We start from the raw sequence: 15,273 nt of genomic DNA, 5'->3' as shown, positions 1-15,273 counted from the left end.
AACAAAACCGGATAACTCAATCTTTAATTCAAGTTAAAAAGAGCTTATCTTGTTATAGATAAGCTCCGAATATATTGAAAGAAGCGAAATCAATTCCTTTTATTCTATACGTCATTCTCGCTCATTCTAAATTCTTTCTTATTTTTCTTTTATCATTAAGATTTAAAACAATCTCATAACAAAGGCAACGATTAAACCCGACCACTGCTTTACCTGTTGAGATACTGAAGCAAATCATCAGCTATCGGTCCGAAATTTGCTTATTATGCAAGTAAAAGTATTATTATCGCCGATGTAGCAACAAAGTAGAAAAATGAACTACGTCTATTACCTTTCTTAAGCTCATCTATTCCCGTCGCTAAAATCATTAGTAATAGAAATATAAACAAATAAGGTAGTAAATTATGATTACCTGTAACCTTGGCATATCCTCCTAGTACACCTATTATTAAGGCGCATATAATCCTAAGCAATTTCAAAAAAGTTTCAACTCTTTTCTAATCGATTAGATAAGAATAAGCGAAATCTCTTTTTCTTATCTTGTGCACTTTAGCTAAAGAATGTGGTCCAATATCACTCAAAGAATGTTTAAATTCTTTTTTTAATTCGATAAGATCGAACTAATACATAATCAACAAATATTTTACAATGAATACTTAAAAAACCGCCGAGAGTAACTTTTATGCATTTAGCTTCATTATTATCAGCTTTTAATTCTCCAGTTAACGTCGCTCTTAAAGCTAGCCCAATATTTTCATCCTGTAATTCTCCATCTACATATAACTTTTCACCTTTCCATTTATTTTCCACCTGAATTCGATGGCCATCATACGTAGCTTCAAATATCTTCATATCTCCACTCCCTTGATCGACAAAATTAATTCAATGAACCGGCTCTTTTTGTGAGCTCATATTAACAACCTTTTATTCCATTTAACTGCCCGTTTTTTTAGAACTTCAGAATCCATGTCCCTCCTTAAACTAACTCTTTACTAGCTAAAACAAAATAGAGCGTAATCCTTTTAGATTAACGCTCCGAATTACTTGAATAATTCTGTCTTATGTTTGATGTAAAGTCGTGAGTTCTTAACTTTACTCTCTCAAAGCATCTCTAAATTCTTCATCGTTTATATATCGAATGTCTTTTACTTTTCCTTCTTCATTTGTAGAAGCCATACCCTCAACATCCATCGTTTTGCTTTCGTCATTTTCTTTATTAGTATAAGTAACCTTCATTTTGAAGTCATATTCACCCTCTTTATCATCTTCTTCAAGTGCGACTTCTTCAACCTTTAAAATATTGTTAGGATGAGCTGCTTGCAAGAACCTTACTCCTCCACTAAGTTTTACTATGTCGTTCCCATAAAAATCATCAGTCACATATGGCTTGAATTTTTCTTCTCTATAGTCAGTGAGATTTTCAGCCATTTCTCCGTTAGATTCTAATATATTTTCCTGTTCCTCATTTGGACCAGTAAACATATTTTCCAACACTGTTTTAATATTTTCCTGAGCTTCTTTTGATTTGTCTACTTTCGGTTCACTCCCCTCTGAACTGTTACCCGTTTCTTCGGAGTTCGCGCAACCGACAGCTATTAGAAGGATTCCCAGCATTATAAAAGGTAGAAAGTACTTCTTCATTGTTTTCATTGTTTAACTCCCTCCCATTCTTCAAATTCATAACACATTAACCCAATCCATCTATATATATCCTTTATAACTAACCCGCTTATTCAAGAAACTTGCCCTAAGACTGAACCTTCCACACCATTCGCCCATCCTTATTTTACCATAAAATAGATCTATCAAATTTATAAGCCCTGTTACAACTCACAGGTCTTTTCATGCACCAGTTTTAAAGAAGCACTTCAAAGTAGCATTATTCACCAAACTTCAGAAGATGTTTAAGGAAAGGAAAACAGTCTCTAGTCATGTTCCCATATAAGCAAATTAAAAGGAGCCCGCTTCATCACCTAAGTTGAAGCGAGCCCCTTTTTAATTCAATGAACATCATTTATTAAAAATCTTTTTCAGAAAGATAGTTCATCTGAGGACTTTGCTTTTGGCCCCCTACTTCTTTTCCTGTTTCTTTCACAGCTTCCTTCGCTCTTCGAACAGCATGACCGTATTTACGCTCCCAACTCTTCGTTGCAATAGCGAATGCAATAAGCGTTACAACCGAAAGAGCTCCAGTGGCTGGTAGGAATGAAGGCGAGATCACCCCATCTGCATAAGCTACACCAATTGGTGAGAAAAGGATGTACGTTTCGCAAATGCTTGCGATTAATAAAATACCAGCTGGCGCGCTGTATTTCCAAGGCGTCATGTTGACCTTTGAAGCCTTCGGGAAAACATAAGCTTTTTTCTGTGGCTTAACGTAAGCAATCCCAAACATGATCGCCACTTCAGCGACAAATAGAATACCGTAAATATGAATAAAGTGAATGTCGAGCGGAAGACCAAAGAGCTGTTCTGTTCCCCACACCATCATGTAGTAAGCGACCACATGGAAAACAATCGCTACCTTCGCCGCTAATGCCGGCACCTTCTTCGAGATAATTCCGATCAATACAACAGCCACAATAGGGATGTTGAAAAAGCCTGTGAATTTTCGAATCAGGTCCCATAGTCCGTTCGGTGCGTACATCAACATCGGTGACACGAAAAACGTCACGAGTGCAATAATGGAGCCAAACCACTTACTTGATTTAATTAGCTCTTCGTCTGAGGCATCCTTTTTAAACGCAGGCTTATAAATATCAAGTGCAAACATCGTTGAAGCACTATTCAATAGGGAGTTGTACGAACTTAAGACGGCCCCAAGCAATACAGCTAAGAAAAAGCCAGATAAGTAAGGTGGCAGCACATTGGTTACGAGCGTAGGATACGCCAGGTCAACGGACTTAAGATTCCCACCGTAAAGGTGAAAAGCGATAACACCCGGAATCATCATGAAAATCGGAATGAGAAGCTTAAAGAATCCGGAAAAAATAACGCCTTTCTGGCCTTCCTTTAAGTTCTGTGCACCGAGCGTGCGCTGAATGACGTATTGATTTGTTGCCCAGTAAAACATGTTAGCGATAATCAGACCGGTGAAAATTGTACCGAATGGAACCGAATCATCCGCTCCGCCAATCGCATTCAGTTTTTCGGGATTTGTCGTTGTGATGGTTTTTACACCGTTTAGAAAGGCGCCATCTCCAAGTGCGACAAGTCCGAGAATCGGAACAAGCGCTCCGATAATGAGTAGACCGACTCCATTGATTGTATCGGAAACGGCAACGGCTTTTAACCCGCCGAAGATCGCATACACCGCACCGATGATGCCGATCCCCCAAATTACAACCCAGATCGACTGGGTGTATGTAATGCCTAAAATCGATGGTACATCAAACAATTTCAGAACGGCTAGAGCCCCAGAGTAGAGCATCGAAGGAATCGTGACGAGTACGTACCCAACCATAAATAAAACGACAGTATAGCGACGTACCCCTTCATCAAACCGTTTACTAAGAAATTCAGGAAGGGTTGTAATTGACATGTTCAAATATTTTGGTAGCAAATAAAGTCCCATGAGAACAACCGCTACCCCTGCCGTTACTTCCCAGGCCATGTTCGATAAATTCGTCCGAAACGCCTGACCATTTAATCCAACTAACTGCTCAGCAGAAAGGTTCGTTAGCAAAAGCGATCCTGCAATAAACCCACCGCTCAATCCTCTTCCTGCCAGAAAATAACCTTCTGACCCATTCGTTGTTCCTCTTGTTTTGCGATAAGCTATGTATCCAACAAGCACCATGAATGCTATACACGTAAGCAATGTAAACCATAGTGACTGCATCTTGACTCCTCCTCTACCCCAAGAAAAAAATTTTCTCGTATAATTGTAGTAGATGGAATATCCTTTTTATTATATTAGTAAACATTTATTTGAAATTTGGGGTAGAAAACAGGTGAAAGTTAGTAAAAAAGGAGTGGAATTCGGAAGATAATCTCTCATATAAAAAAGAGCATATAGTTCTTCCTAGTAAATCAGAAGATTTTCTAACATAATTAATAGAAAAAAGTGAATGTTGCGCATTTACCCCTTTCCCTATACACTGACACAACAAAATACTATACCTTTACGATCTACAACAGAAATAGAAAATTCCTATCAAGAATCACTCTATCACTATGAAAAGAGGTGAGTGCATGTATGCTACTGGTATGAGCACATTTGAATTTGTGATCTACTTCGCATTTATCATGCTATGCTTTGGGATGAGGATCTATCATGAACGTGTTAAAGAGCAAAAAAGCGAGATTCATCAGTTGAAAGAGGAAAATGAAAAGCTGAAAGAAGCCGTGCGTTATTATCATGAACAGCGGGGGAGTATGGGTTGAAAACGGAATAAAAAGAAGGAATTTAATCACAAGCAAACCATTATTCTAAAATATAAAAGACACATCCAAGCTGCATTCTGGATGTGTCTTTTGGATATTTATGATAAATCGCACTTTCATTGATTACTTATTCAAAGCCCACCCACGTAATCTCTCTCACTTTTTCATTAAATGAAAATTTCATTAAATGAGGTGCGTCACCATATTGATTTTCCACCTCTACTTCCCATGTGGACTCGTACTGTTGGATGTTGGTTTTTGGGGTTTCTTTTCGTACGCGTATGTATTCCTCTTCAGTAACGACCTTCTCTTCACCATTCTTCTTTAGAATGTACTTTCCATCTTTCTCATAGCCAATGTTATCCCCCGTATGACTCTCTAACCAATTTTCTACTTCGGTAGAGTTTTGTTGAGCGATATCCAGGATATTGGCTTCCGTGATTTGCGGCTTTTTCTCTAAGAGATCAAAAAGAAAGTACTCACGATAATCGCAATCCGCATCACAAACATCGACCACAAGCGCATCAGCTGGTAATTCACTACTTTCTACCTTTTCCTTACCTGCAGTACTAATTATGTAGGATTCGTCATCTGTCTGAGGGTGATTTGTTCGTTGACCGCTCGCACTTAAATAGAAAGCATCCACATCCTTTTCTTTAAGCATAGGTTTCTTTATAAGGTCGATTTGTTTCAAGAAAAAATCCGCTTCCGTCAGCGTTTGACCCGCAAAATGTATTCCCTCACTTCCAACCTTCGTTCGTTCTACTATAAATTCCTTATCATTAGCTGCAAGTTCAATATTGTAGTGAACCTTCTCGGGAGAAGCGTTCTCTTCTACAACCATATTGAAATCGTTCATTGTTCCTTCATCACTGATTTCCATATTAAAATCGATTACTTTTGAAGAATCATTTTCATCTCCGAGCTTACTATGTATGTTCTTCCATTCTTCCGCTAAACTGCCACTATAGAAATTAGTATTAAGAAGAGCGACCTCCTGAGGTTGTTCATACAAGAACGTTTGAACCCAAGGAGCAATTGATGATGTTACGAAGATAAATAAACCTACATAAACAGCACGCTTCTTAGCCTTCACATTTACTTTAGTTTTAGTGAAAAACAAGAAGTATACGAGGGCGCCGAGTGGAAGCCGCCAATCATTGAGTTGCAACGAAAATCCCCCAAGAAACGTATAGCCGATCAGCTTTAAGAACAAATAGTGTTCAGAATCAGCCGCTTTCCGAAAAATAATAATGAGAACTATTAGAATGAGAACGTAATATAACAACCAAATCAAATTTTCCATGTTTCACCTCCTATCTAAACCGTATCATAGTGATGGTGCCTGTCACCACCCGTTTTCACTCGAACATTGTCGAAACGGGCCACTCCATCTAATCGTCACTCTATGGCGGTTTGTGATCTCCTTTTAACTCCACTATAATGGAGGGTAAGCTACTTAACAGGCTAGAAAGGAGTACGACATGTTTACGACATATCGCTCTAAAATGACAACCTGGAGAACGGTTTTCTTCATCTTTATCAGCGCGCTTACAACGCTTGCCATGTTTTTGATTGATCCGGTATCTTCTAGCTCCGGCGAATCTGCCGCTCTATATATCATGATTTTTATTTTAGTTGGGTGTGCGCTCTCGATATTAATGGCATTCGTTGTTTATCGAACAAGCGATGAGAAAAAAGGATGGGCTACGATCGGATTGCTGCTTACATTTTTCAATATCGCTGTAATCGCTTACTTTATCTATGTGGGTCTTCGGCTAGCATAAGCTGATTGAATATAAACCAAAAACGTCACTCATAAAAATCACTAAACAAAACAAGCGTCTTCCCTTTTACGGATGGGAAGACGCTTGTTTATGGACAGCTTCCATATGCTAACATCCCTTAAGTCTATTCTCTTTCTAACAAAAGAACATCCTAACCAAGCATGCTTCGTGATAAAATACAATAAAAGGAAATTCACTAAAAGGACTGAATCCAATGCCAAATCAATACTTTATTGGTATCACACCACCACCCGACTATCTGGCCAAAGTTGAACATTTCCAAAGAAAACGGATCAACTTCCTAGGAGTAGAACCACATATTACTCTGAAGGCACAGGGCGGACTAACTCCCGACAAGAAATGGATCAAAAAAGTGGAGAACGTATGTAAAAGGATGCAGCCGTTCACAGTAGCATTAGCAGAACCTCACTACTTCGGAGACAATATTCTTTACCTAAGCGTCACTTCCGCTCAGTTATTTCCGCTCCATGAAGCCATTGTAAAGGCGATTTCTCCACCCGAAGAGCTCATCAAGCACTACTTTGAATTAGATGACTACGTTGGGCATTTAACTCTCGGCAAAGAACAGTACGGTATATCGAAATCTGAGTTAAAGGATATGGAGCTTTTAGCAGAACAGGAACTCACGCCCTATCCAACGTTCACAGTAGAATCCATTCGTATTTATGAATTAAAGCCTAGCAGCAAGCGGTACGAACCTTATGTAGATCTTCCGCTAGGAGCAGATCTATAACTTATCTAAACCCCTCCGTTTCTTCAAGACGCAGGGGTTCTTCTATTTTTTAATCTCACAAGATTCTCAGCTTCAATAAGAGGAAAAGAAATGAAAGATCCTCTCTCTGTAACATAAGATGAACAAATGCATCGTTTCGAAAGGAGTGGTCCAGATGCTCGAAAAATTCGTAGATCGCCTCCCTATCATGCCAATCATTCAACCCGTTAAAATAAATCACGGGATTCCCGTTTATGAAGTAGCTATGAAGGAAAGTTTTCAAAAGCTTCATCGCGATTTGCCAGCAACACGCGTTTGGGGATATAACGGGCAATACCCTGGACCTACGTTTCAAGTTCACCGAAATCACCCGATTCGTGTTCTTTGGAAAAACGAGCTACCTGAAAATCATTTTCTCCCAATTGACCACACCGTTCATGGGGCTGGCACAAACGTTCCTGAAGTTCGTACTGTTGTGCATCTTCACGGTGGGGTTACACCTGATACGAGCGATGGTTATCCTGAGGCGTGGTTCACTCGAGGATTTCAACAGGGAGGACCCTATTTCACCGATCCCATTTATGAATATCCAAATCATCAAGCAGCTACGACCCTCTGGTATCACGACCATGCGATGGGGATTACCCGATTAAATATCTATGCGGGTCTCGCTGGAATGTATATCGTTCATGACGAAGAAGAGCGATCCCTCAGTCTACCGGAAGGTGAGTTTGATATCCCACTTCTTCTTCAGGATCGTTCTTTCCATCGTGATGGCTCTTTGTACTATCCCGCTGAGCCAGACCCTCCTATAGAAGGCGTTACGCCATCGGTCCTTCCAGATTTCTTCGGGAAAGCCAATCTTGTTAACGGGATGGTATGGCCTTATCTGGAAGTCGAGCCGAGGAAATACAGATTTAGAATCCTAAATGGATCAAACGCAAGATTCTACCGATTCTCCCTATCCAAACAGCTCCCAATCGTTCAAATCGGCACAGATCAGGGGCTGCTAGGAAAGCCGGTGCCTGTCACCCGCGTTTTGATCGCTCCTGCTGAACGTGTCGACGTCGTTATTGATTTCAGTCGCTCGGCAGGTGAAACCCTTACCTTAATGAACGATGCCGCCTCCCCTTATCCTCAAGGGAAATCTCCGAATCCAAAAACAACGGGAGTAATCATGCAGTTCCGTGTGAAGAAGAAGCTCTCTCGTCCCGATCAAAGCGTAGTTCCTCAGACATTGTCTCGGTACCAGCTCATAAACGAACAACAATCAAACAACCAACGAAACCTTCTCCTTAACATGAGACCTGATCAATACAAACGATCGATTCACCTATTAAACAATCAGCTATGGTCTGATCCAATCAGTGAAAAACCACAGTTAGGTGATGTAGAAATATGGAGTTTAGTCAATGTCACACACGCAACTCACCCGATTCATCTTCACCTCGTTCGCTTCCAAATTCTTGATCGGCAGCCTTTTGATCAGAATCTGTATGAAAAGCAAGGAAAAGTCGTACCAACCGGCCCACGCATGAAGCCAGATCCCAATGAACAGGGATGGAAAGATACCGTGCGAGCAAACCCAAAAGAAATTACTCGGATCATCATGAAGTTCGTACCTTATGCAGGTTTGTTTGTATGGCACTGTCATATTCTCGAGCATGAAGATTATGAAATGATGCGACCTTATGTAGTGGTCAAAAAATAAGAGGGGGGTCAGGTACGTACCTGACCCCCTCTTTGTATTTCTCCACCTCATAATGGTATTCTTATACCGATAATAGCTTACATAAAAGGAGCCTACATATGACGAATCCATCTATTTGCGTGATTGGCGCAGGCTTTCATGCAACGACGAACATTTATCCCGCTCTTGTCGAAACAGGTGCATTGATTACGGCTGTTGCTACACGAAACTTAGAACGCTCAGAGCAAACACTCCTTCGTTTTGGAAGCAAAGGAACGCCGTATGATAATCACAAGAAAATGCTAGAACAAGAATCATGTGACGGCGTCATCGTTGTCGCACAGCCAACAGACCAGGCAGCCCTTGTTATGGACTGTATTCAAGCAGGAAAGAATGTATATGTCGAAAAGCCGCTCGGCATGACAACGGAAGAGTCAGAACTAGCGGCAGATGCTGCGGAGAAAGCTGGCGTAAAGCTCATGGTTGGCTTTATGAAGCGCTATGCGCCGATTTATGAGCAGCTTCACTCGCTTATTACAAGTGAAGAACTAGGATCAGTTCGTTCATTCGAAGCACGATTCGCCGTTGATACAACACCCTTTTGCCAGAATGATGAAGAATTCCTAAAGTTTGCTGCCATTCACATCGTTGATTTAGTTCGCTACCTATTTGGAGAAACAGCAGCTGTAAGTGGATTTAAAAATAGCTCAAGTTCACACGTCAATCAAAGCATTAGTCTTCAATTCGAAAGCGGAACAGTCGGCACCCTTTCGTTCACCGGAATGACAGCATGGTCTAGAGAAAGCGAGAAACTGACGGTTACGTTTGATCACGGGTTCGCCTCAGCCGATGAGATTCACACCCTAACCGTGCACAAATCTCAACCCTTTAACGAACTCCCGTGGAAAGCACCGGCTGAATCCGATTTCGTATACAGTCCTTCCGCCTCAACGATGTCAGGCTCAATGAGAGATCTTTACCTCCGCGGCTTTGTCGGTGAAATGCAGCACTTCGTCTCATGCTGTACAACAAATGAGACGCCCCGCTCAGATGGAAAAGATAACATTCGTACGATGGCGTTGATCGATCGGATTTTGAAGACGTTAGATTAACAAATCCATACTAATTCGTTCACATTTTCTAATCACAAAAAACTCCGTAGATTGCTACGGAGTTTTTCAATTACACTATAAACGATTTCTACCTTTCTACTCGCCGCTTCTTTCTCTCCATCAAAACGACGATCAAGGCACTAGCCGTGACAACCAGCATAAAAATATTAAGCCAGGTTAATTGGATGTCCCAAAAGTAACCGACCCCAGAAATAATAGTGTTCAATAGCATGATTACAATAAAAGCATTTTCACTTTTAGTAGATTTCCTGTTTTCAAAAAACAAGCCCATGATCATTCACCAACAATCTTATAAAATAGGGTGCATTCATTATTCAACTACTACTTCAAACCCCGTCCACATACTCCTTCGCTTCCAACAGCGATAACCCAAATTCTTCTCGCGCCTTTTTCACGGCTTCTACCATTTTTCCTTCTTTCATGAGCTCTCGTAATTCATCGTTAATCGGATGTTCAGGTAAATCCATATGCTGAGCCATACGATTTAAGTGATCGTGCATACTTTTCATTCGTACACTAAGGCTATTCATTTGAGAACTTACTCGAAAAACGAGATAAAAAACAGCTGCTAACAAGCCTATAAGGACAATCTCCGTCACGTCAACATTCCCCCATTCCTCATTTCAAACAGTTATAAATACAACCATACCGATAGCACACTGAACACAACGATAAATAAACCGTGTCCTAACCAGCGATATTTCTTATGAATACCAATCCGGCTTTCTAAATGTCTAAAGTACATGGCACAGCACGAAAGTCCTAAGAAACCGATCCAGAAGCCTTGTTGATCATCGTAAACGATGGCTAGCTTGATTATTCCTAATCCTACAAACGCCATGCCAACAGATCCTATCGCAGTATAAAAAAGCAATCCTAAATGATTGTTCACAAGCTTCACCACCAAAGCACTTTTTAAAACTAGCTCACTGACTAAAATGATAGTTAAATAGCACAAATCCCATAAATAAAACGTCAGCTTCTTCCTTATATGTATCTACCATGTCTAACTCGTAAATCGAATTTCCTAATTCCGCTCTTTTCCCTTCAGCAATCTTATGGTCATCTCTACGAATCACTGTTTTAGACCCAACCCCAAATGACTGATAATGATAGGTGTGATCACGATAGTTAAGATAGAGACTTTCCTTTAACTTGGCGACATTTTTGACTGAGTAGTCCATTTGAATGCTGCCTACTTCATCGTTATTGGAGAAAATCAGCCATTCATTTGTTCCGCGAATGCTATTTTCATTTTTACCTTTTAAAACGATGCGATGACCATCTTCTGACGAAAACGCTAGATTAAGAAACCATCTTCCTGGGCTGTCCATAATATCTGCGACAACTCGCTTCCACGGCTTGCTATAGAATCGCTTGTATTCTCCAACAAGTTCCTGTCCGTCAAACACTCGTTTCGGCGCTGCCGATACTCGATTACCTAGGCGTGTCACCATACGTTCTTCATCCGCTTCTGGCTGAAAAGCAAGATCCTTCTTATGCTGCCACTTCATCACAAAAAGAATCAATATAGCCGCCACCGGAAAACCCATTAGCAACAAGAGCTGATCCACCTCGAATTTCCCTAGAAACAAATAGCGTAGAGCTAACCCTATAAACCCTACAACAAATAGTAAAAGTAGTTTACCCAAAATGAACTCCTTTCTCGCCAAACACAATCCAATGATTAACAAAATTTCCATTTTTGTTACACTACTACTTACGAATCGATTTAATGAAAGTTTCACACCTTATCACAGGCTAGCCCTTATCCCCACCCTCTAACAAGAAAGATCCTCACCAGCTCGCCATTGATTAATCGCTTCTTTCACAAATTCCTCCACGCCGCTTTCCTGTAAATCAATTGATTTTTTAATCCGGATACATCCTTTCCCACAATCCAAACCATTCAATAATTCACTTGCTCGATCAATTTTCTTAATATCTCCTACATAAAGGCTTACATAGGACTTTTGAGCATTAAGATTAAACAACACGCTCGATTTCCCCTTATAGCAAAGCATTTTATATTGAATGCCTTCTTCAAGCTCTGGAGCATTTTCGAGTATATACTGTCGTACTGTAAGGAGCTTTTCCTTCCTCCAATCATCCTCTAGCTTTTCGAAATATTCCTCTGGTGTTTTCGCTTCATATTGCATGGTTCATCTCCTTCTTATTTTTAAAATAAGTCACCGCACTAGCAAGAAAGATTGAATTGCTCCCGTGCCTCCACTTTCGTAAAGCGCTTAAAAACACTAACCTATTAGATAACTCTTGATAGATACATAAAAATTAAAGAGTGCGGTAACGAAAAAGAAATAACCTAAGTAGGGCGTAGCCTCTTTTTTACAACATTCTATCCCCATAACCAACTTAAGACTGCCTAGAAACAGCAGCATATAAGGTATTGCCGCATAATCCTCCGTAATACTCGCATATACAATTATAGAAAACGTTACGACCGCTAAACCGATCCTAGTTCTTTTTAATATCTCATCCACCTCCTCTTCATACGTACTTCTATCATTTATAAACTAGCTTTCCACCCCTTACGTCTGCTTATTAAAACTCCTAACCCCACGAAGCCAAATCCTATAAGATTCATGAGGAAATTACCGATGTTGCCGAAGTCGTTTACTCTTAATCCTATCAAAAAACTACCTAACAAGATTAGTGGTATCACGATAAAATACCTCAAATGCGCCCCTCCCGTTTGCCATATTAATCATAAAAACCCTCAACCTAAATAATACCATCTTTCGCCAATTATTATTTTTCATTCGAGACAATTAATGAAAGCACTATTGCACAAATATTTTCGATTAGACCTAGAACCCTCCCTTATTTTCCTTTAAACTTGATAAAGAAATAAATGAAAGGTTGATTGTTTGAAGAAGTTATTATCCCTGCTTTTAGTATGTTTATTTGTCTTCTTTCCTATAGAAGACACGCTTGCCGCTAATGTGAACAAAGAATTCTCCCTTGAAAAAACGAAAACTTCACCGGAAAACAACCGGCAATCCAATGCTAGAGAATATAGAGAGAAAACAAACACCCTTCTATTATCCACTCAAACTAGTAAAACCACATGGAATAGCGCTGAGACCTCACATAAGCTTTTGACCACACATGTACAGGCACTAGAAAACGGGAAATATCGCGTAAATGTTGTGATGGAATGGAAGAAAGTGCCCAAGAAGCGATTACATGATGTGATTAGCTTCGCTTTGCCTGAGCTTGGAGATGATTACAACATAGAGGCAAACTCGTTAACCGGAAAGCAGCTTGTCGTTGCGGAGAACATTGAAACCGGGGAGACTAGAACGATCGCTTACGAGTATACGAATACCCCGTCGGAAGAGGCAAATTCCTTTTATGTTTCTCCAGCGGAACGAGTCGTTCTAAGTCAAAACTTAAAAAATGACTGGGGCGACTACAAGGTTCGTAGCATCATCCAAACGCTTACTGGTGTGATTCAAGAGAGCGAGGAACTAAATACACATGCTCTTCACGTTAATGGGGGTTATAGTCATCAAATTCACCCTGATGAGAATTGGAGCGTACGCTTATTCCCGTATGAATTCAGCATTGATATCAATCAGTTGGTGAACGGGGATCCTTATCAAACACCCGATTCATTTGATCGTTACCTACAAGCTGAAACGCAGCTCATTATGAAATAACTTTCACTTGCACGCAAAAAAAGAGCTCGCCATGAGCCCTTTTTTTGCGTAAATCTTTATTCAGTAACGCCTACCTGATCCCAGGCTGACGCGACACTATTGTACGTAGTAGATCCGGCGCCGTATAAATCACCTGCTGATTGTAGGAAAGCCGATCTTGCGTCACTAAAGTCACTCGTTGGAGTGAGGTATGTGGTGAGAGCACGGTAATAAATTTGCTCTGCTTTGCTATCCCCAATGCTTTCGATCGTGTAATATGCCGCTTTGTTTGGAATACCACTGTTCGTATGAACGCCACCATTATCTTGAGACGTTTGAACGTAGTCATCCATATGAGACGGCTGGTTGTATGCTTCTGGATTCGATAGACTTCTTAGCGCATCTCCAGGTGTACCAGGCGTATAGACGTCTTCCCCCATAAGATAATCTTCAGGCTCGATAAAATATCCGAACACATCTGACATTGATTCGTTCAGTGCTCCTGATTGGTTACGATACTGTAGTCCCGCTGTGCGTTCTGTTACTGCGTGCGTTATTTCATGACCAACAACATCTAGCGCTGCTGATAATGGAGCAAAAGTGGTCCCATCGCCGTCACCATAAACCATTTGCGTTCCGTCCCAGAAAGCGTTGTTATAGTTTGAGCCATAGTGAACTGTAGAACGAATTGTTGCACCGTTATCATCAAAGCTATCGCGATTATGTGTCGACTCATAATAGTCATAAACAACGCCTGCATTGTAGTGCGCATCAACAGCTGCCGCTTGATCTGAAGAAACAAACTGATTGTCATCATCTGTTACGATCGCGCCAGGAAGGCTTGATCCATTATTCGCACTATACGTCTCTATGAGGCTACCTTTTGTCACGTCACGAAGAAGATAGCTACCATTTTGTGATACTGTATTTAGCGTTTTCTGATCACCCAATACGCCCGTTCCTGTTCCTGTCTCAGCGCCGTCAGCTAGTGCATTATACGCTTCTACAACGGAACCATCGCGAGCATCCACATAGATTTGCCAGTTAGCAGGATAAGGATCAATAAAGTTCAGCTGCACTTTATAAGCAAGAACATAGCGATCGCCGTCCTTATAAACGACTTTTTCTCCCTTATCCGTCATATTTTTATTATCACGAAGACTTGTTTCAGGGTGTACATCAACATGGTTCCATGCCGTGTTAACCGCTTCTTCCTCAGATACCTTCGCATTCTTACTTCCTTCAAATTTCTTTACAGCGTCTGGATGCAAATTGCCGTTCACGGCTGCAACTTCCCCATCCTTATCTGTATGTACGATGAATGTCGCTCCATCAAGTGGTACTCCATTTACCGTTTGGACATATGTGTAATGAGTCATGCCTAGCTTATCTTTCGATTGATCGATCAGCTTAAGATCATTCTCATTCACCTGGAACAAGGCTTCATTTTCCTGTAGATATTGCTGGACATCTCCTTCACTCGCAACCTTTTGTTCTGATAGTTTACCAGATAAGAAAGATGGCACTTTCCGCTCCTTTTCCCAACTCTCCTTTACAATTTCCATCTTTTCAAGTGCCTGCTTCTGATCCACGTTCAAATCCTTTGGTGAAGCAGCTGATGCAGTTGGTAGTGCGCCCCCAAATGCAAGTCCTGTCGCAAGTGCGACGGCGATTCCCTTTTTCAAAAAATCTCCTCCCCTTCTCGGAATGTTTTGAATTTTGAATACACTAGTAGCCTATCATAGAATTTCTGGAGGTTGTATTGGGAAATCCGTAAGACGATACGCCCATATACTCACTATGTTGCCATAACATTTCCCAATAACTTTCTAGAGCTTTACGTGATAAGCTTGATCTAGAACATTTAATGATTGGAAAAATA

17 protein-coding genes are annotated in these 15,273 nt (G+C 40.7%); 6 read left to right on the top strand and 11 right to left on the bottom strand.

The genetic code is table 11. The features are described from left to right. Positions 1-263 precede the first annotated feature (263 nt). From AC0VYV_RS06130 to AC0VYV_RS06115, 4 genes are all read right to left on the bottom strand, one after another. The gene (locus tag AC0VYV_RS06130) at positions 264-389 is read right to left on the bottom strand and encodes a DUF3953 domain-containing protein (RefSeq protein WP_475367466.1); all 126 of its coding nucleotides are present in this window, start codon (positions 387-389) and stop codon (positions 264-266) included. 199 nt (positions 390-588) lie between these two features. Further along, the gene (locus AC0VYV_RS06125; protein ID WP_430245144.1) at positions 589-852 is read right to left on the bottom strand and encodes a hypothetical protein; all 264 of its coding nucleotides are present in this window, start codon (positions 850-852) and stop codon (positions 589-591) included. Between the two features lie 240 nt (positions 853-1,092). After that, positions 1,093-1,650 carry a hypothetical protein gene (locus AC0VYV_RS06120; protein ID WP_475374598.1) on the bottom strand — a complete coding sequence of 186 codons (558 nt, stop codon included), beginning with the start codon at positions 1,648-1,650 and terminating at the stop codon, positions 1,093-1,095. A 367-nt stretch (positions 1,651-2,017) separates the two neighbouring features. Then, complete coding sequence (locus tag AC0VYV_RS06115; RefSeq protein WP_475374597.1) at positions 2,018-3,841, bottom strand: solute:sodium symporter family transporter; 1,824 nt, start codon at positions 3,839-3,841, stop codon at positions 2,018-2,020. 353 nt (positions 3,842-4,194) lie between these two features. Here AC0VYV_RS06115 and AC0VYV_RS06110 point away from each other — a divergent pair, with 353 nt between their 5' ends. Further along, positions 4,195-4,386: a hypothetical protein gene (locus AC0VYV_RS06110; protein WP_475366867.1), complete on the top strand. Its 192-nt coding sequence runs from the start codon at positions 4,195-4,197 to the stop codon at positions 4,384-4,386. Positions 4,387-4,513: 127 nt separating this feature from the next. Here the strand turns inward: AC0VYV_RS06110 and AC0VYV_RS06105 are convergent, their stop codons facing one another. After that, on the bottom strand, positions 4,514-5,692 hold the full coding sequence (locus AC0VYV_RS06105) for a hypothetical protein (protein WP_475374596.1): 1,179 nt from the start codon (positions 5,690-5,692) through the stop codon (positions 4,514-4,516). Between the two features lie 178 nt (positions 5,693-5,870). Here AC0VYV_RS06105 and AC0VYV_RS06100 point away from each other — a divergent pair, with 178 nt between their 5' ends. The 4 genes from AC0VYV_RS06100 to AC0VYV_RS06085 all read left to right on the top strand — a co-directional run bounded on the left by AC0VYV_RS06100 (position 5,871) and on the right by AC0VYV_RS06085 (position 9,708). Continuing rightward, complete coding sequence (locus tag AC0VYV_RS06100; protein WP_475366865.1) at positions 5,871-6,173, top strand: hypothetical protein; 303 nt, start codon at positions 5,871-5,873, stop codon at positions 6,171-6,173. A 214-nt stretch (positions 6,174-6,387) separates the two neighbouring features. Next, a complete protein-coding gene (locus AC0VYV_RS06095; RefSeq protein WP_475374595.1) occupies positions 6,388-6,927 on the top strand; it encodes a 2'-5' RNA ligase family protein in 540 nt (179 codons plus the stop codon). A 154-nt stretch (positions 6,928-7,081) separates the two neighbouring features. Then, the gene (locus AC0VYV_RS06090) at positions 7,082-8,617 is read left to right on the top strand and encodes a multicopper oxidase family protein (protein ID WP_475374594.1); all 1,536 of its coding nucleotides are present in this window, start codon (positions 7,082-7,084) and stop codon (positions 8,615-8,617) included. 98 nt (positions 8,618-8,715) lie between these two features. Continuing rightward, entirely contained in the window at positions 8,716-9,708 is a 993-nt protein-coding gene (locus AC0VYV_RS06085; RefSeq protein ID WP_475374593.1) for a Gfo/Idh/MocA family protein, read from the top strand. Positions 9,709-10,055: 347 nt separating this feature from the next. On the opposite strand, the gene AC0VYV_RS06080 is transcribed toward AC0VYV_RS06085, so the two are convergent. From AC0VYV_RS06080 to AC0VYV_RS06060, 5 genes are all read right to left on the bottom strand, one after another. Continuing rightward, positions 10,056-10,328, bottom strand: coding sequence for a hypothetical protein (locus AC0VYV_RS06080; RefSeq protein WP_475374592.1), 273 nt, complete (start codon positions 10,326-10,328; stop codon positions 10,056-10,058). A gap of 32 nt (positions 10,329-10,360) precedes the next feature. Next, the gene (locus AC0VYV_RS06075) at positions 10,361-10,621 is read right to left on the bottom strand and encodes a hypothetical protein (RefSeq protein ID WP_475374591.1); all 261 of its coding nucleotides are present in this window, start codon (positions 10,619-10,621) and stop codon (positions 10,361-10,363) included. A gap of 34 nt (positions 10,622-10,655) precedes the next feature. Continuing rightward, complete coding sequence (locus AC0VYV_RS06070; protein WP_475374590.1) at positions 10,656-11,381, bottom strand: tubby C-terminal domain-like protein; 726 nt, start codon at positions 11,379-11,381, stop codon at positions 10,656-10,658. A 129-nt stretch (positions 11,382-11,510) separates the two neighbouring features. Continuing rightward, positions 11,511-11,888, bottom strand: a complete 378-nt coding sequence (locus tag AC0VYV_RS06065; protein WP_475366858.1) for an iron chaperone — start codon at positions 11,886-11,888, stop codon at positions 11,511-11,513. 96 nt (positions 11,889-11,984) lie between these two features. Continuing rightward, positions 11,985-12,128 (bottom strand): DUF3953 domain-containing protein, encoded by a 144-nt coding sequence (locus AC0VYV_RS06060; RefSeq protein WP_475367464.1) that lies wholly within the window; start codon positions 12,126-12,128, stop codon positions 11,985-11,987. 489 nt (positions 12,129-12,617) lie between these two features. On the opposite strand from AC0VYV_RS06060, the gene AC0VYV_RS06055 reads away from it, so the two are divergent. Then, the gene (locus AC0VYV_RS06055; protein WP_475374589.1) at positions 12,618-13,412 is read left to right on the top strand and encodes a hypothetical protein; all 795 of its coding nucleotides are present in this window, start codon (positions 12,618-12,620) and stop codon (positions 13,410-13,412) included. A 56-nt stretch (positions 13,413-13,468) separates the two neighbouring features. Here the strand turns inward: AC0VYV_RS06055 and AC0VYV_RS06050 are convergent, their stop codons facing one another. Then, on the bottom strand, positions 13,469-15,076 hold the full coding sequence (locus AC0VYV_RS06050; RefSeq protein ID WP_475374588.1) for a M4 family metallopeptidase: 1,608 nt from the start codon (positions 15,074-15,076) through the stop codon (positions 13,469-13,471). Positions 15,077-15,273: the final 197 nt, after the last annotated feature.

It is taken from the genome of Anaerobacillus sp. QJM3NY_17 (assembly GCF_056173665.1).
Note: the sequence above shows the minus strand (reverse complement) of the source record. Positions and strands in the feature narration are given on the sequence as shown.

Coding starts and splice junctions, on each gene's coding strand:
- AC0VYV_RS06125 (WP_430245144.1), bottom strand. CDS start 852: ATGAAGATATTTGAAGCTACGTATGATGGCCATCGAATTCAGGTGGAA.
- AC0VYV_RS06120 (WP_475374598.1), bottom strand. CDS start 1,650: ATGAAAACAATGAAGAAGTACTTTCTACCTTTTATAATGCTGGGAATC.
- AC0VYV_RS06115 (WP_475374597.1), bottom strand. CDS start 3,841: ATGCAGTCACTATGGTTTACATTGCTTACGTGTATAGCATTCATGGTG.
- AC0VYV_RS06110 (WP_475366867.1), top strand. CDS start 4,195: ATGTATGCTACTGGTATGAGCACATTTGAATTTGTGATCTACTTCGCA.
- AC0VYV_RS06105 (WP_475374596.1), bottom strand. CDS start 5,692: ATGGAAAATTTGATTTGGTTGTTATATTACGTTCTCATTCTAATAGTT.
- AC0VYV_RS06100 (WP_475366865.1), top strand. CDS start 5,871: ATGTTTACGACATATCGCTCTAAAATGACAACCTGGAGAACGGTTTTC.
- AC0VYV_RS06095 (WP_475374595.1), top strand. CDS start 6,388: ATGCCAAATCAATACTTTATTGGTATCACACCACCACCCGACTATCTG.
- AC0VYV_RS06090 (WP_475374594.1), top strand. CDS start 7,082: ATGCTCGAAAAATTCGTAGATCGCCTCCCTATCATGCCAATCATTCAA.
- AC0VYV_RS06085 (WP_475374593.1), top strand. CDS start 8,716: ATGACGAATCCATCTATTTGCGTGATTGGCGCAGGCTTTCATGCAACG.
- AC0VYV_RS06065 (WP_475366858.1), bottom strand. CDS start 11,888: ATGCAATATGAAGCGAAAACACCAGAGGAATATTTCGAAAAGCTAGAG.
- AC0VYV_RS06060 (WP_475367464.1), bottom strand. CDS start 12,128: ATGCTGCTGTTTCTAGGCAGTCTTAAGTTGGTTATGGGGATAGAATGT.